We start from the raw sequence: 20,719 nt of genomic DNA on the forward strand, positions 1-20,719 counted from the left end.
CCCGCTCACCCGCTCGGTGTGCCCGCCCCGAGGAACGCGGAGATCCGCGCCCGCAGGGACGGCGCGTCGAGGCCGTGCGCGGCGGTGTGCTCCTCCAGAGTGCCGTAACGCCGCAGCTCGGCCCGGCCCACCCCGAGGCCCAGGATCCGGTGGGGGACGGCGGAGAGCGCGTCGTTCGCCGCCGCTGTCGACGTGTCCGCGAGATACGGCTCGACGAGCACCACGTCCGGCCCGGCGCCCCGGACGGCACGGCGCAGGGCGTCCGCGTCGAACGGCCGTACGGTCGTCGCGTACAGCACGGTGACGTCCAGGCCCTCCGTCGCGTCGAGCACCGCGTCCAGCAGCGGCCCGACCGCGACCACGACGCCGCGGCGGCCCTCGCGCACCGTCAGGAAGTGCTCGCCGTCGACCGCCCGACCGCGGGCGTTCGACTGCACGGACAGCCGCACGTAGACCTTGTCGTCCCCGGCGGCGACCGCGTGCCGCAGCAGCGTCTCGGCCTCGTCCGGATGGCCGGGCACCTGGACGGTCCAGCCGTCGAGGGTGTCGAGCAGGGCGACATCACCGGGCGCCATATGGGTGAACCCGCCGGCCGGCCAGTCGAACGAGGCCGCGGCGCTCACCAGCACCGCGCCCACACCTTGGTGGCCCAGATCCAGTTTCACCTGTTCGAAGGGCCGCTCCACGAGAAAGCTGGCGAAGGTGTGCACCACCGGCCGCATACCGGTCAGCGCGAGGCCGGCACCGGCGCCGACGAGCAACTGCTCGCGGATGCCCACGTTGATCACCCGGTCGGGATGCCGCCGCAGCGCCTCGGTGAAGCCGTCCTTGCCGATCTCGGCGAGGACGACCGCCACCCGCGGGTCCTCGTCGAGGAGGCGTGTGACGACGGGAGCGAAACGGTCACGCATGGTGTCCATGGAGGTCGAGCCCTTCTGCGTACGGGACGTTCGGGATGTTCAGGGTCGGTCGGCGGTGGTGATGGTGATGGCGGGCCGGTGGACGGGCTGAGGAGGCGGCCCCGGGCACCGGCCGCCCCCTCAGGAGTCCTTCGGCTCCACCCGCGCCACCACCACGTGCGGGCGGCCCGGGTGCGGCGCGGTGAACGCGTCGTACAGCGCCTCGTGGTCGCGGCCGTCGACGGTCGCCGCAGACCAGCCGGCCGCCTCGAAGCGGGCCGCGATCCCGCCGGGACGGGCATGGCTGGCGGAGGAGTTGTCGACGACGACGGTGTGCAGCCGGTCCAGCCCCGCGGGACCGGCGAAGGCGATCGCCTCGTGGTTGCTCCCCTCGTCCAGTTCGGCGTCCCCGATCAGCACCCACACCCGGGGTTCGCGCAGCCCCTGGGCGCGCAGCCCGAGCGCCGTGCCGACCGCGAGGGGCAGCCCGTGCCCCAGCGACCCGCTGCCGATCTCCACGCCCGGCACCAGCGTGCGGTCCGGATGGTGCCCGAGCGGGGAGTCGTAGGCGCCGAAGCCCGGCAGCCAGTCCACGGGCAGGAAGCCCTTGGCGGCGAGGACGGCGTAGTACGCCATCGGCCCGTGCCCCTTGGAGAGCAGGAACCGGTCGCGCTCCGGGGCGTCCCGCCGCTCCGGTCCCACCCGCAGGACCCGGTCGTACAGGACCCACAGCACATCGAGCGTCGACGTGGCCGCCGGCCCGTGCTTCTCGTCGCCCGTCATGAGCCCCATCAGCCGGGGCAGGTCGGCGTACCCGTGGGTGCGCCCGAGTTCGTCGGTGGTCGTCATGCCGACGATCGTGCAACCTCGACCAAACTTGAGGTCAAGCACCGCATCCGGCCACTCGCCCGCCCCGGCAAAGGTGTGCGCGACCACCGACCCGAGTGCGGTATGGTTTTCCTGCACGTCACGCCAGGGGAAACCCCAGGTCAGACGGGCATCGGGACGTGGCGCAGCTTGGTAGCGCACTTGACTGGGGGTCAAGGGGTCGCAGGTTCAAATCCTGTCGTCCCGACTGGAGACAGTCGCAGGTCAGGGCCGGTTTCGGAGGCATCCGAAACCGGCCCTCGGTCATGCTCCGGGGCAGGCGGGGATGAGCGTTACCGGGCCCAGGCCAGCGGGTGAGGAGGATCCCGCCGGGAGGGGAACGTGGGCCTGCAGCAGGCTGAGGTGTGCGGGGAACCTGGCACCAGCGGCCGGAAACTTGTGGGTCTTCGGGCGTAGCCGACACTGACCTTGTCATTTAACGACCGGGGGCGAACGCGGCTCGAACTTGATCAGCGTTTTCGCAGTTCGGCGGACGTTTGGGCGGCCTTCGTCTGATCCTGTGCTCCGTCGCGGGCACGGGGCTCTGTATGGCGGACTCAACCGGGGCCGGATCGACGTCGCCCGGCCGCGTCGTGCCCTGGCCGGGGCGCCGTCGCCGAGGGCGGCGGACGATCGGCTCGCGCTGGCCGTGGATGTCTCGCCGTGGCTGCGGCCGGGCGCCAACACATGTGCCGGCCGAGCCTTTTGCCACGCGTTCGGCCGGGGCGAGGGCAAGCACCAGATGGTGCCTGGCTGGCCGTACTCGGTGGTGGCCGCGCTGGAGATCGGCCGCACTTCGTGGGGCACCGAGCAGGCCGTGACGGTCACGGACACCCGGCTCTATGGGAAGGCGAGCGCGCAGGCGTGGGACCGGCTGCACCCGCGGCTGACCCGCCGGGCCGCGCGGCTCGACCACGACGGGCCGCTGCACGTCATCGAGGGCACCGCCATCCGCCTGGTCGTGGAGAAGCTGCCCAGCGGCGGGGTCAACAAGCCGGTGTGGCTGTGGTGGTCGCGCATCGGCGCCACCGAAGCGGACGTCGACCGCTGCTGGCAGTCCTTCTTCCGCCGCTTCGACATCGAGCACACATTCCGCCTGTTCAAGCAGACTCTCGGCTGGACTAAGCCCCGGCTCCGAAGCTCGGAAGCGGCTGACCGGTGGGCCTGGCTGGTGATCGCGGCCTATGCCCAGTTCCGCCTCGCCCGACCGCTGGCCACCGACCTCCGTCGGCCCTGGGAGAAGCCGACGGAGCCGAACAGGCTGACACCGGCCCGCGTCCGCAGAGGGCTCAGGAACCTGCAGGCGAGGACCGGGTCTCCGGCCGGTGCACCGAAACCTTCCCGGCCGGGGCCTGGCAGGCCGCAGGGACCGAAGAAGCGCCGCCCGGCCGCCCGACATGACGTGGGCAAAGTCCGCGCCACCGGCGAGGCGTTCAGTCGTCCCGCTCACCACAAGCAAGGCGCCAAACCCCGTCGCTGGAGCGGTACTGACACCATCGGCAGAGCCCAGTAATCTGCCCTGACGCAGGACAGCGTGATCTTCGGCAGGGGCTCTCATGACAAGCGGCAACAGGTCCGGCACGGATATCGGCGGCGGCCACATCGGACTGGCCGTGACGATCATTGCTCTGTCGTTGTTGCCAGCTTCCCCGGCGCTCGCTGGGCTTTGATCGTCGCAGGAGGCTTCACCGCCTGGTTCATCCTCGCGCTCACCGTAATTCACATCAGGGGCGGACGCGGCAGGGAAGCAGTTCGACGGGCCTATGTCGCCACTTTCGGCTGGGGCGACTACGTCACACCCTGTCGGGGTTAAACGACAAGCTGACTGGTTGTCTTTGAACCGTGGTCGACGGTGCTCTGTATGACATCGAGGGGAACGCGGGCGAGGATGCGGTCTCGCGTCGCACCGCCCAGACCCCCCGGCTCCTGCCGAGGTCTACGACGCTGCACCCGGAGACTCCTCCGATCCGGGCGGCGGTGCTTGCGGCGAAGGGCGCGACATTGCCCAGCCTGGGTATTGGTCGCAAAGGACAGCCCCAAGCGCGTCGGACGACTGAGCGCGTGAGCGTCAGTCGGATAGGCGAGAACCCACTGGTCACGGCGCCTTGAAGGTGGGCCCAGCTCCTGCGGTGGATGAGCGGCCAGCAAGGTGGAGCACTTCGGTTGGAAGTATTTGACCGGAGACAACAAACTGTTCATGTCGGTCGTTCCTGTGTGCAGAGATCCGCATTCAGCCATTCCTGCGCTCGTACAGGTGGGGATGACTGCATATGACCCCAAGGGGAACATTGTGGGAGCCTTTTCTTGCGCTGTGATAAACTCCCGGACTGGTATTGGATCCGGCTGTTAGGGGTGTTTTGGTGGCGGCGCTTTCGGAAATCAAGGCCCTGCTGGGCGAATCTCAATTCAATTGGTCAGATCCGATGCCATGGATCCAGCTGCAGCAAGAATTTGGTATCGAATTCCCAGTGGATTTCCGCGAGATTGTGGACGCCTATGGCTCGATCCAAATTAATGGGCAGCTGTATCTGGAGCACCCTGCCGGCCATCTCCTGCACAGTCTCGGAGAAACCATCAGGGGAGACCTGGAGATGTGGCGTGAGGGTGGCATGGCAGAATTCCTGCCCGCTCCAGCAGGAGGGAACCCCGGTGAGCTCATGCCGGTGGCATCAGCCGCGACGGGTGAATGGGTCTTCCTTCGCGTTCCCGGCGGTCCTTCACTTCCCTGGCGCGTCCTGGTTCAGGAGCTCGACAGTCCTGCCTGGGTTCTCCATGAGATGACGTTCAGTGACTGGTTGCTGGCCTATCTCAGAGGCGAGGACGTGACGGTGTGTTCTCGGAACACTGCGCCAGGTCGGCCGTTCTGGGAGTTCCTGGCCTGAGGGGCAAGGCTGTTCACCCGCGAGGCCATGATTCGTGCAGGCTGCCATGTCGGCGTGGCAGCCTACCAAGACGCCATTTCAGTTGGTCAGTCTGCGGTGGCATATGAGGGCCGCGCCAGATTTCGCAGGAGGCGAGTCATCGCTGCAGGCGGCGAGAGTTGTACCCTTTGTCGCCGTGCAGCTTGCCAGACTTCGGCGTCGGGACCGCCGCGACGTGGGCGGATTGGGGATATACCGGCGACCAGCGGGATGAGAGCCTGGCTGTCGTGGGGGTTGGCGGTGGAGATGCCGATCGGCAGGCAGATCTTGGCCGTTGCGATGAGGTCAATCTTCGATCCCTTCTTGCGCAGCCTGAGATGGCCACGAAGATGATCGCAGCCAGAACCTCGCGGTCCAGGCAGATCACTGGTGGCGGGCGAAGCCCGGCACGCCCTCGGCCGAGGCCGGACGCGTGATCTTACAGCTTGCTCTTTATGACGTGCATTCGCGTGGCCAATCGTTCGGATCCTCTGCGGAGGAGAAGGCATCTTGACTGATCACGCGCTTCTGCATGGAAACCTGGAGATCAGAAAAGGCTCCTGTGTCGGAAGTTTGCTGTTCCAGCTCTGCTGAACTACCACCGGCACTGCCGGACCCGGCTCACGCAGGCCGGGGAAGTACGTAGACCGCGCTCACTCCGCTGTCCGACGGATCACCGGAGTCGAGCACCGCGTCGTGGGACAGGGCGAAGCCCGCCTTCTCCAACGCGCGGCAGGAAGCGGTGTTGTCCTTCTGGGGGGTGGCGACGATCGCGGAGACGTCCGGGTGGAGGCGGAAGAGCGCGGCTGAGAACGCGGAGATCACCCTTGAACCGATCCCGCGGCCGCAGCGGGCCGCGTCGCCGATGAGGTAGTCGATGCCCGCGGCGGCCGGAACGCCGATGCCGCCGACACGCTCCCCGTCGGGAAGATCGGCGTGGCGGTATCCCTGGATCATCCCGATGGGATCGCCCTCGACCTCGATGACGAAGCAGCGGATCGGTCCGGTCCCGTCGATCCGGGGTCCGTACTTCCGTTCCACCTCTTCCAGGCTGAGGGTGTCACGCCACCAGGTACGGACATGAGGTGCGCTCAACCACCGGTGCAGGAGGGGAAGATCGGCGTGACCGAGTGCTGGGAACTCGACCGGTCCCGGTGAACCGGAGCGGGATGTCGCGGCGTTGGGCATGATCCACCTTGTCAGATTCGCCGGACGATGAGCATTTTCCCACCTCAGGTTGAGGCGTGACGACGGTCGGGGATGGTCTACACGAGGGCTGTGACCCGGTTGGTGCTACGGCGGAGTTTCCGCGGGAGACGCCAGCCCTTCAGGGCGGCCACTTGTTCGTCGAGGCAACGGATCCTGGTGTGGGTGCTGTCGTGCCGACGTTGCCGCAGCTTGAGACGCAGGCCGCGGAAGGGCAGCCGGATGATGCCGTCGGCGCCTTGATACGCCTTGTCCGCCCAGTACTTCACCTGCACGTCGCCGGGCTCAGTCACCGGCAGCACCTTTGTCGTGGCGAGCGCCGGGAACGGAGGGCGGGGCGACAGCAGTCGATCTGCCGCATCGGCGATGACCTGCCACGCCGAGCCGGGCTCGTCGGGCATGGCGGCGCCGAGCCGGCTGAGAGCCCCGCGGAGCTGCGCACCGACCGGTGAGCGGTCGGTGCGGACCCGGTCTAGCGGTTCGCGGCTTCGCGAGAGGCGATCCGGTTCGTGCGACCGACCGCGCGGCCCACCGCGTTGCGCACCGCGAGGCCCGGCCGGGTGCGGGGCACCATGAACCTGGAGAGCAGACCGACACGTCGCTGCCGGGGGCCAACCTCGCGGCGGAGCCGCGACTCGTAGGCGGCGAAGGCGCGGGTGTGGTCACCGGGATGGGCGGCGAGCTCTTCTGCGAGGGCGTACGCGCCCGCCATCGCCATGCTGGACCCGTCACCCAGCAGGGCTGTCGCCGCCGCCGCGTCCCCGAGCAGTACGACCCGTCCGCGGGACCACGAGGGCACCCGGACGGTGGTCAGGGGGTCGAAGAACGGAGCCGGGTGGTCGAGGAACGCCGCCACGAGTTCCGGTGCCCTCCACCGCACGTCGGCGTAGGCGTCGGCCACGGTCTGCTTGTGAAGGGCGATGTTCTTGCGGTCGTGGGGCGCCGACTGCGCGGCCCGGAAGGTGAAGATCGCGAGCGGGGTGGTCCGCGAGGGGTGGAGGACCAGCATCCGGTTCGGCACGGTCAGCATCGTCATCTCGGTCGGGTCCTCGATGGCGTCGGGTTCCAGCGGCACGGTCGCGCCGTACAGGCCCAGGTCGCCCGCGAACTGCCGCTCGGGCCCGAATACCAGGCGCCGTACGGTGGAGTGCATCCCGTCGGCACCGACTACCAAGTCGAAGCGCCGCGGCGCGGACCGCCGGAAGGTGACGTCCACCCCGCCTTCATCCTGGTCGAGAGCGGTGACCGTGTCGTCGAACAAGAACTCGGTCTCGGTCTGCGCCGACCGGTGGAGCACCTCGGACAGGTCGGCTCGGGTCACCTCGACCGTCGGCGCCTTGTCCGAGGTGAGCGGGAGTTGCAGGATTCGCCTGCCGTCGGGGTCGAGCAGGGTCAGCGACCGATTGCGGGTGGCGAGCTCGCGGAGCTGCGGGAGGATGCCCATGCGCTCGGCGACCGGGATCGCGGGCCCCTTCACGACGATCGCGCTACCACCGGAGCGCAGCTGCCGGGCGTGTTCGACGACCGTCGGCCGGTATCCATTCCGGGAGAGCCAGTACGCGAGTGCGGGCCCTGCGATTCCGGCACCGACTATCAGCACCTCGGGCTTCTTCATGACGATGACCTCTCGGAGTGTCGATGACCAGGCCCCGGCGAGTGCCGGGCCGGGTCTGAGGAAGCGGCGGCACGGGACGGTGCCACCGGACCAAGGTACGAGAAATTTCGTACCTCAGGGAATCATGCCCTTCAGGTACGATGCAAGTCTTACCTGAAGGAGGTGCCGTGTGGCTGGGACCAAGCTGGTTGGCCCGGAGGTCGATGCGCTCGATCTGGGTGCGGTGTTTCGCGCCCTCGCCGACAAGCACCGTCGTTCGGTGATGACGGAGTTGGCCGCCGACCGCAGCGACAGCGAGCGGGGCTGCAACTCGTTCGGTCTTTCGGTCTCGAAGCAGACCCAGACCCACCACTTCCGGGTCCTGCGCGAGGCAGGTCTCATTGACGAGATCGACTACGGCAACCGCAAGGGCATCCGACTGCGACGCGCGGACATCGAGAAGAGATTCCCCGGGCTGCTCGCGCTCCTGGGAGCAGAGCCCCCGGCCGACACCGCTCCTTTCTGAGCACGCCGGAGGGGAGTCCGAGTCGGCCCTGAGCCGCGAGCTCTACCGAATCCAGCTCGCGCCGTTCGCAGGTAGCCGAGCACGACGCGGGCACGAATGGGATCGGTGTCGCTTCGACCACCGCCCCGCGCTCGTGATGGGCGCCGAGCACTTCCCCGCGCGCTCTCTCACGCCAGCACCCACTGAGGTTTCCGCAACCCGCGTGCGGAACGGGGCCACTGAGGTGAGGACGGGGTCCGGGCACAGACAAGCTCCTGGTAGAGGAGTGCGTGTCGAGCCCAAGCCGTCCTGCCAGGAGCCTCCGCATGCTCGTCTGCCCAGCCGGGGCTGATCTGTCGACCTCCGCTGTGCGCTTCCTCGCTCGTGAGTTGACCGCACCGACAAGGGCTACCGGGGCGCCGACGGCACCGTGCGAGTTCCCTACTGGGGGCGCTGGGAGACTCTCCCTGGCCAGATGCTCAAACTGAGGTTGAAAAAGGCTCAATGCCGGCGGAGTGAGCGGCCGGGCGCCGACGGCTCACCGGCCCGGTGTCCGGTGGGAGGACTCCGCCTCCACCAACTGGGTCAACCGCTCGGGGGTGAGGGGGTGTTCCGGGTCCTTGAGCAGGTTCTCGCCCTTGAGGAACACCGCCGGTGTGGCCTGGACGGCGGTCTGCCGGTCGAAGTTCTGCTGCACCTTCTTCACCCAGGTGTCGTGCGTGCCCTCGCTGACCGCGGCGGTGAACTTCGCCATGTCCAGCCCGTCGACCTTCTTCCCGAGGTCGAGCAGGGCTTGTTTGTCCCCGAAGGTGTCCTCCTTCTCGGAGGGTGGCGGGGAGGCGTAGAGGGCGTCGTGGTACTCGCGGAACTTCCCCGCGTTCTGGGCTGCCGCCAGGGCGTTGGCGGCGTACTTCGATCCCTTGCCGGAGACGATGCGGTCGACGAAGGACAGGATGTGGTAGTCGACGCGCAGCTTGCCCTCGTCCTGGAGCTTGTTGATCGTCGCGTGCAGTTCGTGCTCGAACTTGGCGCATCCCGGGCAGCGGGGATCCTCGTAGACCGTCAGGGTCGCGGGGGCGTCCGCCCGGCCGCTGGGGATGACCAGCTTCCCGTCGCCCGTGGCGCCCGCGGGGGCGATGACCGGCCGGTCGTCCGCCGCCCGGCCGGGCTGCACCACGACGGCGACCGCGACGACCGCGACCAGGGTCGCCACGACCCCGGCGCTCACCGCGGCCTGCCGCTTGCGCCGGGAGCGCCGGGCGGCTCGTTCGCGTTCGGCCCGCAGGCGTTCGCGTGCCTGGCGGGCCCGGTTACGGGCAGTGGACTTGCTCATGTGCGACCTGTTCGGGAGGGTTCGGGAGATGGGGCGAGGTGAGGGGGCGCTGTCACGGCGCGAGGGCGGCGTCGAGCGAGAAGCGGCTCGCGGGCCACCGGGCCGCCCAGGCGCTCAGGACGAGCAGCCCTGCGTCCCTGAGGGCTTCCCGGAGATAGTGGGTGTCCGCGGAGTCGATCTCTCCGCCGCCGCCGAAGCAGCCGCAGTCGATGCTCAGGCCGCGGGCCCACGCCTGGACGATCCCGGCCAGGAACCCGGTGAGCAGCAGCGCGGACAGCACCGCGGCGAGCCGGACCCGCAGCCCCGCCAACAGCAGTACGGCGAGGGCGAGTTCCAGCGCGGGGAGGCCGTGGCCGACCGGAGTGACCAGCGCTTCGGGCAGGATCCGGTAGGCGCGCACCGCCTGGACGGATGCGGCCGGGTCCTGGATCTTCGTCCATCCGGCCCAGCCCCAGACGAGCGCGAGGGCGAGGCGTACGGCCGTGCCGGCGACCGGCAACGCCCGCCGGGCCCGGTCTCCTTGCGCGGGCGCCGGAGTACGGGTCGAAAGGCGCGTCGTCACCTGGGATCCTGTTCGCTCGGCTGCGACCGACGCCTTGCCGGTCCGCCCTCTCAACCTCGCCCGGACCGCCGCGGTCCGGTAGCGGCGGCTTTTCGATGGCCTCATAAGGCCGGCCTATGGGTGCGGTGGACGCCGAGGACTTCAGCTGAGGAATCAGCCGAGGAGTTCATCGGTCGTCGGGAGTAGGTCCAGCGCCTGAGGCGCACGTCGTGCCCGCCTGGCTAGGGTCGGGCCCCATGGAGACCACGGGAACCGTCCGTCGCAGGACGGCGGAGCGCACGCGCGACGTGCTGGAGCGGCTCGGCACCGAGCGGGACGTATGGGTGGCGACGGCTCACCCTGATCACGGACCCCATCAGGTGCCGCTGTGGTTCCTGTGGGACGGGCGGGCGGTGTGGATGTGCACCGGCGCCGCATCCGCGACCGTGCGGAACCTCCGCGCAGAGCCGCGTGTGCGGCTGTCGCTGCCGGACGCCTTCGACGTGGTGCTCCTCCAGGGCGAGGCGGAGTGCTTTCCGGACCGGGAGGTGCCCGCGGAGGCGGCGCAGGCGTACGCCGGCAAGTTCGGGTGGGATCCTCGCGCGGAGGAGGGGTCCTTCGTGTACGTGCGTGTGGTCCTGAGGACAGTGCGCGCGTGGCGCGGCGAGCCGGAGCTGCGGGGGAGAGTCGTCATGCGGGACGGGGTGTGGCTGGACCGGCCACCGTCCACCGCCGGCGTGCCTGTCACCTGAGAGCGCCCGGTTCGGCGCAGCCGCCGCCGGTCACACCGCCAAGGCCGGTTCCGGTCGGAGATGCCCGGAACCGGCCCCGGCCGCTGCGCGAGGCGGTGGCCCGGCGGCCCGCAGCCGCCCCGCATCGTTCACACGCGGATCACCAACTGCTCTTGGTCACCCCGGGAAGCTGTCCGGCGTGGGCGAGTTCGCGGACCCGGATGCGGGACAGGCCGAAGGTGCGGAGATGGCCGCGCGGGCGGCCGTCCACGGCGTCGCGGTTGCGGACGCGGGTGGCGGAGGCGTCGCGGGGCTGGCGGCGCAGTTCCCGCTGGGCGGCGGCCCGGTCCTCGGCGGAGGTGTCCGGGGAGGCGAGGGCCGCCTTCAGCTCCGCGCGGCGCGCGGCGTAGCGGGCCACGGTGCGGCGCCGCTGCTCATTCTTGGCGATCTTGCTCTTCTTCGCCATCAGATCTTCCCTCCCCGGGCGCGGATCCGTGCCACCGCCGCCTCGATGCCGATCGCGTCGACCGTCTTGAGTCCCTTGGCGGAGAGGGTGAGCCGGACATGGCGGCCCTCGCTGGGCAGCCAGTAGCGCTTGTGCTGGATGTTGGGGTCGAAGCGGCGCTTGGTACGCCGGTGCGAGTGCGAGATCTGGTGCCCGAAGCCGGGGCGGCGGCCGGTGAGTTGGCAGTGTGCTGACATGTTCCTCGTTCCTCCTTGGTGCTGGGGCGGCACTCTAGCAGCTTAATGAAAATGAAAACCAATACGTGTATGGTGCCGTCCATGGCCCGTAACGAACTGCGCCCGATCATCAAACTGAGGTCCACCGCCGGTACCGGCTACACCTACGTGACCCGCAAGAACCGCCGGAACGATCCCGACCGGCTCACTCTGCGCAAGTACGACCCGGTCGTCGGCCGCCACGTCGACTTCCGAGAGGAGCGCTGAGCACGATGAAGCCCGGAATCCACCCCGAGTACCGCCCGGTCGTCTTCTGCGACCGCGCGGCCGGCTTCGCCTTCCTGACCAGGTCGACGGCGACGAGCGACAGGACCGTCGACTGGGAGGACGGTCACACCTACCCGGTGATCGACGTCGAGATCTCCTCGGCGAGCCACCCCTTCTACACCGGCACCCAGCGGGTCCTGGACACCGCCGGACGCGTGGAGCGCTTCCAGCGGCGCTACGGCCGAGACGGCGGACGTGACGACGCACGTGACGGCGGACATGAGGACGCGCGGGACAACGGCCGTACCGGGGGCGGACGGTGAACGGCCATGACGGACGCCTGCCCGTCGCGATCGTCGCCGGACTGCACGCCGACGCCCGCCGGACCGCCGTCGAACGGATCCTGCGCACGGTCCCCGGCTCGGTCGCGCTCCACCACGACCTGACGGCCGCCGCCGACCGCGCGGTGCGCCGTACCGTACGGGACGCGGGCGCCACTTTGAGCAGCGGCGAAGCACCCCTGGTGAACGACTGCGCCTGCTGCGCGCTCCGCGAGGACCTGCTCCCCGAACTGCTGCGGCTGGCCGAGGAAGGCCGGCACCGCCTGGCCGTCGTGGAACTGTGGGACTCCGTGGAGCCCCAGGCCATGGCCCCGGTCATCGCCGCCGCGGACGGACCGCTGGTCCTCACGGGAACCGCCACCGCGGTCGACCCGGCCCTCGTCCTGCCGTACCTCGCCAACGGCGACGACCTCGCCGACATCGGGCTCGCCGCCGCCCCCACCGACCAGCGCACGGTCGCCGACACCTTCGCCCGGCAACTGGAGTACCCCACCGTGATCGCCCTCGTCGAGGGCACGGAGGCCGGACCGGACGCCGAGGCCGCTGACGACACCGACCACGCCCTGCTCGCCCAACTCACCCCGGGCGCCCGCAAGGTGCGGGCGGGTGGTGGAGCCCTCGCGGCCGCGCTGCTGGCGGGCTTCGACGTGACGGCGGCGGCGGCCCGGGTGCATCCGGCCTGCGCGCTGCTGCCGCAGGAGTGCGACGAGCACGGGGTCGGCACCTTCGTCTGGCGGCGCGAACGCCCCTTCCACCCGCAGCGCCTCTACGCGGCACTGGAGGATCTGACCTGTGCCGCCGCCCGCAGCCGCGGGCGGTTCTGGCTGGCGGACCGCCCCGACACCCTGCTCACCTGGGACGCGGCGGGCGGCGCGCTGTGCGTGGAATCGGCGGGCCCCTGGCTGGCCGCCCTGCCCGACGCGGCCTGGGACATGGTGCCCGCCGAGCGTCGTCTCGCCGCCGCCGTGGACTGGCATCCCGCGCACGGCGACCGCTGCCAGTACCTCAGCTTCACCTCGCCCGGCCTGGACCGGGACGGCCTGGCGGCCGTGCTCGACGCCTGCCTGCTCACCGACGACGAGTACGCGGCGGGCCGGGAACGCTGGCAGCAACTCCCGCACGCCTTCGACGATTTGCTCGACCCGGTGATCTGACGGGCTGCCCCGCCCCGGCCCGGCCTGGGCACCTCAGCCCGCCCGATCGTCCCCGCCCCACCACCTGAGGAAAGGACCGCAGCACGCCATGTCCCGCCGCCCCGCCACCACCGGCCGGAAGCACCCCGAGCGCCGCCGCGCCAACCCGCTGGACGCCGCCGGCATCACCTTCATCGACTACAAGGACACCGAACTGCTGCGGAAGTTCATCTCCGACCGGGGAAAGATCCGCAGCCGCCGGGTGACCCGGGTGACGCGGCAGCAGCAGCGCCGGCTGGCGCGGGCCGTCAAGAACGCCCGCGAGATGGCCCTGCTGCCGTACGGCTCCCGATAGATGCCGTGGGAGCTTCGTACGGACACCCTGTCCGCACGAAGCTCCCGAACTCATGCGCCGGCTACGGCACGTAGGGGTACCAGTCGCTCCAGCCGCTGGTCCCGAAGTACGAGTAGTAGACGTGGTTCGTCGCCGTCACGGCGTACACGCGTCGCTGTGTGCTGGGCCGGATCTCCCAGTTGCGCATGGTGGCGCCCGGCCGTCGCCGACCCGGACGGGGCCGTTGCTGCCGGCGGAGACGCGGTAGATGTAGTTGTTCGGAGGACTCACGGCGAACACCTCGTCGCGCTGCCCGTCGTGGTCCCAGTCGGGTGACAGGGTCCTGCTTCCGCAGACGTACGGCATCGTGTGGCCGAAGGCCGTGAGGAAGCAGGGCGCGGGTGCGGCGGATGCGGCGTGCGCGGGCGGTGCCGCCGGAGCCGCCAGGGCGACGACACCGGCGGCGACGACCGCCGTCCTGCGGAGGTTCATCTGCTCTCCGACCGATCGCGGGGCGGTGGTGTCAGGGGTCCACGAACGGATTGCGCACCCACTTGGTGGCCGTCATCCTCGACGGCTCCTCGGAGCCGCCGAAGGCGACGCGCGCGTAGTCCAGCCGTTCCCCGTCCTGGAAGTAGGTCAGGAGGACATGCCGCCAGGCGTAGCACTTCTTGTCGCCGACGGGCACCTGGAAGACCGTCGGTGCCACCCTGACCTTGGAGGTCCCGCCCGCGAACACATATCCCTGGAGCCGGGCCGTCGCCCTGTTCTTGTCGGCCGGCTCGCGTCGCACAACTGGAGCGTGATGTCGTCCAGCCGCCGCGCATTGACCCACTGACCGCTCCAGTCCACCCGGAACCCTCCCGAGTCCCCGGACGGGAACTGCTCGGCGGCCGCCGCCGGGCCGGTCAGCCCGGTGGTCGCTGCGGCGAGAGCGGCGGCGAGCACCGCGATTCCCCTGGCTGTCACTGCCTTGATTCTCACAGTACCGGTAGCCCCCTCGCCGGTTGGCGGAGCGGCATGCCCCGCCGATCGGCAGGCACGTTAGCAGGAATGTGCATGATCCGGACAGTTCTGCCCATAAAAGGACTCAGGGTAGGGGAGTGGTGAGGTAGCGTCCGCGCCCAGATGCGGCGGAGGATTCCGTCGAGCGAGGGGGGAATCAGCATGGCACCGCGGCCAGGAGGCGAGACGGACAAGTTCGGAAACCGCTACGAGGGGGTCTGGACAATCAGACACGCTCTGTACGTGCTCCTGGGCAGAGGGACATCGATCACCCTGGAGCCGGTCGCGCCCTTGGGCGATGGTGCCGAGTTCGTCTACCGCCACGGCGGCGGGACGGAGGTGCACCAGGTCAAACGGCAGAACCGCAACGCGAACAGTTGGAACGTGGCCTCCCTGCGTAACAGGGACGTCTGGCGCAACCTGCGTTCGCACGTCGAGGCGGATCGTGCCTTCCACTTCGTCTCCATGGTCCCCGCGCGTGCGCTGGACGAACTGGCCGATCGCGCGCGCCGCTCCGACGACGTGGCGTCCTTCGAGACCGAGTGGCTGACCGAAGAACTTCTAGGGTCCTTCTACGCCCTCGCTTCGACCGACGTCTACGGCTCGGCCGCGATGGCTTGGCGCATGCTGCGCGGATTCTGGGTCGAGTGGCCCGATGAACGCGACCTCGTGAACACCAACGGGGTCCTGGCCGAGCAGGTTCTCGCCGGTGCGCCGGGCCGGCTCGCGGCTGCCGGACTCGGTGATCTCCTGTGGGACAGCCTGGGAACCACCCTCGACGCCCCCGCCATCACCGCACGGCTCGGGCACTACGGGCTGCGCCGGATCAGCCGCGTGGACGGCGCTGCGGTGACCGACGCGGTGAGCGGGGCGACGCGCCGGTGGGCGGCGAGTGTCGAGCGCGACCTGCTCCGCCCGGCGATTCCGAGAGAGGAAGCCGGCCAACTGGTGGAGCAGGCCACACGGGGGACCGAACAGCTCATCCTCGTGACGGGGGCCGCGGGCAGCGGAAAGAGCGCCGTACTGCATCAGACGTGCATCGCCCTGGAGAACCGGGGTCTTCCGGTGCTCGCTTTCCGGCTCGACAGGCTGGGCGCCTTCGCCTCGACCGACGAACTGGGGCGGCGCATCGGGCTGGACATGTCCCCGGTCGGTGCCCTGGGGGCGGTGGCCGCCGGGCTGCCCTGTGTGCTCGTCGTGGACCAGCTCGACGCGGTGAGCCTCGCCTCGGGACGTATCCCGGATGCCTTCGACGCGGTGGCCGACCTGGTGGGGGAGGCGACGGCTCACCCCGCCATGTGTGTCGTTCTCGTGTGCCGGGCGTTCGACGCCGAAGCCGATCCCCGCATTCGCCGGTTCACCACGATGCGCCCCTGCCCGCACATCGCCGTCGGTTCACTGTCCGACGCGCAGCTCGACACCGCGGTCGCGAGCATGGGCCGTAACGCCGCCGGACTGGCCCCGCCGCAACGGGCGCTGCTGCGCTCGCCCCTGCACCTGGTCCTGCTGGCCGGAGTCGCGGACGCGGAGCGAGCCGTCTCCTTCCGGACCACCCGGCAACTGTTCGATGAGTTCTGGGACACCAAGCGACAGCAGTGCGAACGTCGCCTGTCACGGGTCCGCTTCCCCGAGACGGTGTCGGCTGTCGTGACGGCGATGAGCGCGCGGCAGCAGCTGTTCGTTCCGCGCAGTGTGCTCGACCGGGACGATCTCGCCACGAGCGGTGACGTACTCGTGTCGGAGCACGTCCTCGTCCGTGACGGTCGGCAGTTGGCCTTCTTCCACGAAAGCTTCTTCGATTACGCCTTCGCGCGTCACTGGCTCGGACGCGACGAGAGTCTGGTCGCCTTCCTGACCGGCGGTGAACAGGAGTTGTTCCGCCGCGCGCAGGTGCGGCAGGTCCTCGACCATCTGCGGGACCTGGACCCGGGGCGGTTCGCCGAGGAGGTCGAGGCGCTGCTGACCAGCCCGGAGATCCGCTATCACCTCAAAGAGGCGACCCTGGCCCTGCTGCGGGGCCTTGATGCTCCCACTGCTGCCGAATGGGACGCCGTGGCACGCGTGCTGGACACCCGCCCTGCCTTCCGAGCCCGTCTGGTCGAGGCGCTGAGCAACGCGGCATGGTTCTGTCGCGCGGACGACGAGGGGGCCATCGAGAATTGGCTGACCGGCGCCGATACCAGAGATCGCGACCAGGCGGTGACGCTGATGGCCGGCGGTGCGAACGCGTGCCCCGACCGGGTCGCTCGCGTCCTGGAACCGCGCACCTCGGCCCCCGGATACGGCTCCTGGCTGACCCGCATTCTCCCGTACGCGCATCTGTCCGGCAGCCGGGGCCTCTTCGATCTCGTCCTGGACGGAGTCCGAACCGGTCTCTTTACGGGCCATGAGTTCTACGTGTGGATGTCGGCGGAGGATCTGGCAGCCGAAGAGCCCGTCTGGGCAACCGAGTTGATCGCGGCGCTGCTGACGGAGCGCCCCGACGCCCTCGGGCTCGACGACCGGGGGCGGGTCGCGGCACTGCTGACCCGGGAACATGCGGCACTCCGGACGGTGGCCGCCGCCGCAGCTGGAGCCCCGGAGGAATTCTGTGCCCGGATACTGCCTGTGCTGCTCGGCGCCATGAGTGCGACCGCCGTCGCAGCACCAGGCGTTGCACCGGTACAAGACCGGCATTTCGCGTACGGCAACCGGACAGGCAAGCCCAGCAACTTAGGCGAGGCCCTTTTCCAGGGTGCGGCCGGTGCATTACGTGACGTGGCGAGCCGGGATGCCGATCGCGGGCGCACTCTCGCACAGGGACTGGTGGGCGCGCCGTACGAGTCGGCGCAGTGGCTTTTCTATCAGGCGCTCATCGGGGCAGGGGCCGCCCTCGCGTCCTGGTCCGCCGAGATCCTTCTGGAGGGCAGGCACCGTCTCCTGTCGGGGTACGTAGCGAACGTGGTGTGGGGGGCACGTGAGGTTCTTCTCGCCATCGGTGACGCGCTGCCCGACGACACCCTTGGGCGGCTCGAGGAGGCGCTAAGCCATCTGCGCCTTCCCCCGGACGACGAACTGGCTCCCTGGCACGAGTTCACGTTGCTGACGGCGCTTCCCGAAGGACGTCTGTCCGAGCAGGCCACGCGCCGGGTCGCGGAACTGCGCAGACGCCATGGCGAACGGGAACCGGACACACCACATGACGTGAGAATCGGAGTCATCGGGTCGCCCATCCCCTCGGAGGCCGCCCGGCGCATGTCCGACGACCAATGGCTGCGGGCCATGAGAAAGCACAGCGGGGACCGCACCGACTGGACGACCTTCACCGGCGGCGCCCGCGAACTGTCCCATGTGCTGCAGCGCATGACCACGGAGGACCCCGGGCGGTTCGCGCGGCTCGCCCTGCGGCTTGACGCCGGGACGCACCCGGCGTACGGGGCCGCGGTGCTGCTGGGCCTTGGCGAGGCGGATCGGCACGGTGACCCTGACACGATTTTCGCAGCCGTCCGTCATCTCGCGGGTCAGCGCAAGCCCGCGCACGCCCGCTGGCTGGGACGGGCCGTGCAAAGGTACAACGCCTATGTGCCGCTCGACCTGGTGGCGACACTTCTCCACTACGCCCTCGACGCGCACGACACGGGCGACGTGGTCGGTGACGACGCGTTTGACGTGGACCGAGACCTGCTCACCGCGGGGATCAACACTGTGCGAGGCAGCGCCGCGGAGAGCCTGGGGGACCTGCTCTTCCACGACCCGGACGGGTCGCGCGCGACCTTGGTCGTACCTCATCTCGACCGACTGGCCGCCGACCCCTCTCTCCCCGTCCGCGCATGTGTGGCCCACCTGCTGGGTGCCGCGATGCGCCATGATCGCTCGGCGGCGGCCGACGCCTTCAGAGTGCTGGTCCAGGCCCCCGACCAACTGCTGGCGTCTCCTCATGTGACCCGCCTGTTCGTGGCTCTGTGCCATGGCGACCCGAAGGCATACAGAGTGGTGATGGAGCGGATGCTTCGCTCCCGGGTGCCAGCGGTTCGCCGAGTCGGCGGACAGGTGGCTGTGCTGGCGGCGATGGAGTGGGAGACGCGAGAGCTGCTGGATGACGTACTGGCCGGGAACGACAGGGAGCAACGTCAGGGCGCCGCAGACGTGTGCGCACAGCGCTTCGTCAACATCGGCGACGCCGAACTGGCCCACCACGCGCTGGTCCGGTTCTTCCACGACCCCGAGGAGGAGGTACGGGAAGCCGCCGCCGGGGTCGCCGCCGCGCTGCGGGGCCGACGCCTGGCGCCTGTGCGCCGGACGGTGACGGCATTGATCGAGTCCCGTGCCTTCGAGCCCGCCCTTCCTCAGCTGCTGCTCACTCTCGAACATGCTCCTGACCGGGTCGACGAACTGGTACTGCTCTGCGTAAGACGGTTCCTCAAGGTGTTCGGCGCCGCCTCCGCGGAACTGTCCCGCGGTGCGGCGGCCGACGCCCGCCACATCGGTGACCTGCTGGTCCGCGCCCTCACCCAGGCAGGTCCGGCCGCGCGCCGGTCCGACGTTCTCGACCTGCTGGATCAGTTGCTTCTTCTGGGGGCCTACGGCGTGACCGAGGCCATCAGCAGGGCCGACCGGGGCTGAGCGAAGCCGATCGCCGGTCGGCCGGGGGCCCTGGGACGCAAGCCTCGGGTGCTCCGGCCGTGCGCCACCGCGCGCCCCGGTATGCGTTCGATGCTCCGGTGGACATGGCTGAACGGCCCACCGCCCGCATGCGCCGATGCTCTGCTGTGCGCATGACGCATGACTCGAACGCTGATGATCGCACACCGTCCTGTCGCAGCCTGCCGGATACGGTGCTCAAGGACCTCGCACGGCTCGGCACTCGGTGTCAGTTTGCCGCAGGCGGCGTGCTGATCCGCGAGGGCGATCACGCGCAAGATCTGGTGGTGCTGCGCAAAGGGCTGGTGAAGGTCACAGGCCGGCTGAACGGCGGTGACCAGGCGAGACTCATGGACATCAGGATCGCCCGCGACGTCTTGGGCGAACTGTCCACGATGACCCTCAAACCGCGCTCGGCCACCGTCGTCGCCTGCGGCGACGTGACCGCCGCGGTCATTCCGTGGAGTGAGCTGCAGCCCTTTCTCATCGAGTACCCCGAGGCGGCGCTGGCCCTCTACCGGCTGTCCTGCGAGCGGCTGCGCCGGTCCGACCGGCGGCGGCTGGAGTTCGGCGGATATCCGGTCAAGGTGCGGCTCTCCCGGGTGCTCGTCGAACTGGCGGAGTCGTACGGGAAGTGGGGCCTGAAATCGGTCCGCATCGACCTGAACCTGACCCAGCCCGAGTTCGCCGCGCTCACCGGGTGCGGAACCCGCGCCGTGCAACAGGCATTTGCCCATCTTCGTGGCGCAGGGGTCATCAGCACGGGCTCTTGGCGCATCTATGTGTGCAAACCGGATCAGCTTCGCAAGGAGGCTCGGCTGCCGCCACGCCCTTCACCTGACGCTGTGTCAAGCAAACCGCATTAATGCGGCTTTCTTGGCTGCTCAGCCGCCCTTCCGCACAGTGGGTGTTCGCCACTACCCAACTTTTGCTGAAAGGTGGTTCGTCGTCGTGAACGAGCACTTATCCCGTCGGCTGTGCCTGGCCGCGGACATGGAGCAGTACAGCCGCCTCGACACCCGGACCCAGTCGGTCGTACAGTCCGACCTGGTCCGGCTGCTGGACGAGGCGGCGGCACTGGCCGGACTGGACCGTGCCGCCTGGGAGCGGCAGCCGCAGGGCGACCAGGAGCTCGCCGTCCTGCCCGTGACCACCCCGGAAGTCACCGTGCTCGGGCCCTTCGTGCACCAGTTGACAGCCCGGCTGGGCGTCCTCAACGCCCGGACGGGCGGACCACGGGTCAGGCTGCCGCTGGCCGTCGACCGAGGTGTCGTCGCGGACGCCGCTCTCGGTCACGCCGGACCCGCGCCGGTCGCGGTGGCCCGGTATGTGAACGCTCCCCAGCTCAAGGCCGTACTGGCCGCGATCCGCCCCGCAGACCTCGCCGTCATCGTCTCGGACCGGCTGTACCAGGACGTGGTGCGCTCCGGGTACCCCGACCTCGACCCGGCCCAGTACGTCCGGGCCCATGTGCGTGTGAAGGAGTTCGGCGGCTACGGCTGGATCCGCGTACCCGGCCACGCGCCGGACGAGGTGAGCCCGGCCGTGGACGGCCCGGACGGGTCGCTGCCCCCGGCGAAGGACCGGCTCTCCGGCCGGCCGGCACCCTCTCAGTACGTCCACCAAGGAGTCGCCGTCGGGCGGGACGTCAGGGGCGGTCTCACCGTCGGACTGCCCGTCACCCCTCCGCAGACCGGCTCCGGACACGTCCGGTGACGGCTCCGTACTGGGACGGTATCCAGTGGGCGGGCTTCGGAGTGAA

Annotated in this window: 20 protein-coding genes, 1 tRNA gene and 3 pseudogenes; 12 read left to right on the forward strand and 12 right to left on the reverse strand. The window is 69.7% G+C overall.

From position 1 onward, the window contains the following. Positions 1–5: 5 nt before the first annotated feature. A complete protein-coding gene (locus tag A8713_RS27565) occupies positions 6–920 on the reverse strand; it encodes a transketolase family protein (RefSeq protein ID WP_064536386.1) in 915 nt (304 codons plus the stop codon). A 120-nt stretch (positions 921–1,040) separates the two neighbouring features. Further along, positions 1,041–1,748: a transketolase gene (locus A8713_RS27570; protein WP_064536387.1), complete on the reverse strand. Its 708-nt coding sequence runs from the start codon at positions 1,746–1,748 to the stop codon at positions 1,041–1,043. Between the two features lie 152 nt (positions 1,749–1,900). Between A8713_RS27570 and A8713_RS27575 the strand changes: the two genes are divergently transcribed. The 3 genes and pseudogenes from A8713_RS27575 (at position 1,901) to A8713_RS32710 (ending at position 4,648) form a co-directional block, all read left to right on the forward strand. Beyond that, positions 1,901–1,974 (forward strand) — tRNA-Pro (locus A8713_RS27575). Positions 1,975–2,292: 318 nt separating this feature from the next. Further along, a pseudogene (locus tag A8713_RS27580) lies at positions 2,293–3,279 on the forward strand (transposase); the annotation flags it as partial. 847 nt (positions 3,280–4,126) lie between these two features. Then, positions 4,127–4,648 (forward strand): SMI1/KNR4 family protein, encoded by a 522-nt coding sequence (locus tag A8713_RS32710; protein ID WP_237305463.1) that lies wholly within the window; start codon positions 4,127–4,129, stop codon positions 4,646–4,648. Positions 4,649–4,787: 139 nt separating this feature from the next. On the opposite strand, the pseudogene A8713_RS34450 reads toward A8713_RS32710, so the two are convergent. The 4 genes and pseudogenes from A8713_RS34450 to A8713_RS27595 all read right to left on the reverse strand — a co-directional run. Then, positions 4,788–4,992 (reverse strand): annotated as a pseudogene (locus tag A8713_RS34450) (IS5/IS1182 family transposase); the annotation flags it as partial. A 295-nt stretch (positions 4,993–5,287) separates the two neighbouring features. Continuing rightward, positions 5,288–5,854: a GNAT family N-acetyltransferase gene (locus A8713_RS27585; protein ID WP_079159154.1), complete on the reverse strand. Its 567-nt coding sequence runs from the start codon at positions 5,852–5,854 to the stop codon at positions 5,288–5,290. A 77-nt stretch (positions 5,855–5,931) separates the two neighbouring features. Further along, on the reverse strand, positions 5,932–6,273 hold the full coding sequence (locus tag A8713_RS27590) for a hypothetical protein (protein ID WP_159393127.1): 342 nt from the start codon (positions 6,271–6,273) through the stop codon (positions 5,932–5,934). Positions 6,274–6,344: 71 nt separating this feature from the next. Then, positions 6,345–7,487, reverse strand: a complete 1,143-nt coding sequence (locus A8713_RS27595) for an FAD-dependent monooxygenase (RefSeq protein ID WP_064536390.1) — start codon at positions 7,485–7,487, stop codon at positions 6,345–6,347. A gap of 169 nt (positions 7,488–7,656) precedes the next feature. Between A8713_RS27595 and A8713_RS27600 the strand changes: the two genes are divergently transcribed. Then, complete coding sequence (locus tag A8713_RS27600) at positions 7,657–7,992, forward strand: ArsR/SmtB family transcription factor (RefSeq protein ID WP_064536391.1); 336 nt, start codon at positions 7,657–7,659, stop codon at positions 7,990–7,992. Between the two features lie 517 nt (positions 7,993–8,509). Here the strand turns inward: A8713_RS27600 and A8713_RS27605 are convergent. Together A8713_RS27605 and A8713_RS27610 are read right to left on the reverse strand one after the other, a co-directional pair. Beyond that, positions 8,510–9,304 (reverse strand): DsbA family protein, encoded by a 795-nt coding sequence (locus A8713_RS27605; RefSeq protein WP_064536392.1) that lies wholly within the window; start codon positions 9,302–9,304, stop codon positions 8,510–8,512. 52 nt (positions 9,305–9,356) lie between these two features. After that, positions 9,357–9,866 (reverse strand): MauE/DoxX family redox-associated membrane protein, encoded by a 510-nt coding sequence (locus tag A8713_RS27610; protein WP_237305464.1) that lies wholly within the window; start codon positions 9,864–9,866, stop codon positions 9,357–9,359. Between the two features lie 236 nt (positions 9,867–10,102). On the opposite strand from A8713_RS27610, the gene A8713_RS27615 reads away from it, so the two are divergent. Continuing rightward, positions 10,103–10,597 carry a pyridoxamine 5'-phosphate oxidase family protein gene (locus A8713_RS27615; RefSeq protein WP_064536394.1) on the forward strand — a complete coding sequence of 165 codons (495 nt, stop codon included), beginning with the start codon at positions 10,103–10,105 and terminating at the stop codon, positions 10,595–10,597. A gap of 139 nt (positions 10,598–10,736) precedes the next feature. On the opposite strand, the gene rpsN is transcribed toward A8713_RS27615, so the two are convergent. Further along, complete coding sequence (gene rpsN / locus A8713_RS27620) at positions 10,737–11,042, reverse strand: 30S ribosomal protein S14 (protein ID WP_064536395.1); 306 nt, start codon at positions 11,040–11,042, stop codon at positions 10,737–10,739. Continuing rightward, complete coding sequence (rpmB, locus tag A8713_RS27625; protein ID WP_064536396.1) at positions 11,042–11,278, reverse strand: 50S ribosomal protein L28; 237 nt, start codon at positions 11,276–11,278, stop codon at positions 11,042–11,044. Before rpmB ends, rpsN begins: the two co-directional genes overlap by 1 nt. An 81-nt stretch (positions 11,279–11,359) precedes the next feature. Here rpmB and rpmG point away from each other — a divergent pair, with 81 nt between their 5' ends. From rpmG to rpsR, 4 genes and pseudogenes are all read left to right on the forward strand, one after another. Beyond that, on the forward strand, positions 11,360–11,524 hold the full coding sequence (rpmG, locus tag A8713_RS27630) for a 50S ribosomal protein L33 (protein WP_026252351.1): 165 nt from the start codon (positions 11,360–11,362) through the stop codon (positions 11,522–11,524). A 5-nt stretch (positions 11,525–11,529) separates the two neighbouring features. Further along, a pseudogene (locus A8713_RS27635) lies at positions 11,530–11,781 on the forward strand (type B 50S ribosomal protein L31); the annotation flags it as partial. A gap of 62 nt (positions 11,782–11,843) precedes the next feature. Then, positions 11,844–13,019, forward strand: coding sequence for a CobW family GTP-binding protein (locus tag A8713_RS27640; protein WP_064536398.1), 1,176 nt, complete (start codon positions 11,844–11,846; stop codon positions 13,017–13,019). 88 nt (positions 13,020–13,107) lie between these two features. Then, positions 13,108–13,353, forward strand: a complete 246-nt coding sequence (gene rpsR, locus A8713_RS27645) for a 30S ribosomal protein S18 (protein ID WP_064536399.1) — start codon at positions 13,108–13,110, stop codon at positions 13,351–13,353. Positions 13,354–13,414: 61 nt separating this feature from the next. Here rpsR and A8713_RS34670 read toward each other — a convergent pair whose 3' ends face one another. Beyond that, on the reverse strand, positions 13,415–13,540 hold the full coding sequence (locus A8713_RS34670; RefSeq protein ID WP_257784420.1) for a hypothetical protein: 126 nt from the start codon (positions 13,538–13,540) through the stop codon (positions 13,415–13,417). A 315-nt stretch (positions 13,541–13,855) separates the two neighbouring features. Continuing rightward, the gene (locus A8713_RS27650) at positions 13,856–14,125 is read right to left on the reverse strand and encodes a hypothetical protein (RefSeq protein ID WP_064536400.1); all 270 of its coding nucleotides are present in this window, start codon (positions 14,123–14,125) and stop codon (positions 13,856–13,858) included. A 455-nt stretch (positions 14,126–14,580) separates the two neighbouring features. On the opposite strand from A8713_RS27650, the gene A8713_RS27655 reads away from it, so the two are divergent. From A8713_RS27655 to A8713_RS27665, 3 genes are all read left to right on the forward strand, one after another. Continuing rightward, positions 14,581–18,939: a hypothetical protein gene (locus A8713_RS27655; RefSeq protein ID WP_216826783.1), complete on the forward strand. Its 4,359-nt coding sequence runs from the start codon at positions 14,581–14,583 to the stop codon at positions 18,937–18,939. A 152-nt stretch (positions 18,940–19,091) separates the two neighbouring features. Then, entirely contained in the window at positions 19,092–19,823 is a 732-nt protein-coding gene (locus A8713_RS27660; protein ID WP_159393128.1) for a Crp/Fnr family transcriptional regulator, read from the forward strand. 85 nt (positions 19,824–19,908) lie between these two features. After that, positions 19,909–20,673 (forward strand): hypothetical protein, encoded by a 765-nt coding sequence (locus A8713_RS27665; protein ID WP_064536402.1) that lies wholly within the window; start codon positions 19,909–19,911, stop codon positions 20,671–20,673. Positions 20,674–20,719: the final 46 nt, after the last annotated feature.

The organism is Streptomyces sp. SAT1, from assembly GCF_001654495.1.
GTDB classification, from domain to species: Bacteria; Actinomycetota; Actinomycetes; order Streptomycetales; family Streptomycetaceae; genus Streptomyces; species Streptomyces andamanensis.

Coding starts and splice junctions, on each gene's coding strand:
- A8713_RS27565 (WP_064536386.1), bottom strand. CDS start 920: ATGGACACCATGCGTGACCGTTTCGCTCCCGTCGTCACACGCCTCCTC.
- A8713_RS27570 (WP_064536387.1), bottom strand. CDS start 1,748: ATGACGACCACCGACGAACTCGGGCGCACCCACGGGTACGCCGACCTG.
- A8713_RS27585 (WP_079159154.1), bottom strand. CDS start 5,854: ATGCCCAACGCCGCGACATCCCGCTCCGGTTCACCGGGACCGGTCGAG.
- A8713_RS27590 (WP_159393127.1), bottom strand. CDS start 6,273: ATGCCCGACGAGCCCGGCTCGGCGTGGCAGGTCATCGCCGATGCGGCA.
- A8713_RS27595 (WP_064536390.1), bottom strand. CDS start 7,487: ATGAAGAAGCCCGAGGTGCTGATAGTCGGTGCCGGAATCGCAGGGCCC.
- A8713_RS27605 (WP_064536392.1), bottom strand. CDS start 9,304: ATGAGCAAGTCCACTGCCCGTAACCGGGCCCGCCAGGCACGCGAACGC.
- A8713_RS27615 (WP_064536394.1), top strand. CDS start 10,103: ATGGAGACCACGGGAACCGTCCGTCGCAGGACGGCGGAGCGCACGCGC.
- rpsN (WP_064536395.1), bottom strand. CDS start 11,042: ATGGCGAAGAAGAGCAAGATCGCCAAGAATGAGCAGCGGCGCCGCACC.
- rpmB (WP_064536396.1), bottom strand. CDS start 11,278: ATGTCAGCACACTGCCAACTCACCGGCCGCCGCCCCGGCTTCGGGCAC.
- rpmG (WP_026252351.1), top strand. CDS start 11,360: ATGGCCCGTAACGAACTGCGCCCGATCATCAAACTGAGGTCCACCGCC.
- rpsR (WP_064536399.1), top strand. CDS start 13,108: ATGTCCCGCCGCCCCGCCACCACCGGCCGGAAGCACCCCGAGCGCCGC.
- A8713_RS34670 (WP_257784420.1), bottom strand. CDS start 13,540: ATGCGCAACTGGGAGATCCGGCCCAGCACACAGCGACGCGTGTACGCC.
- A8713_RS27660 (WP_159393128.1), top strand. CDS start 19,092: ATGACGCATGACTCGAACGCTGATGATCGCACACCGTCCTGTCGCAGC.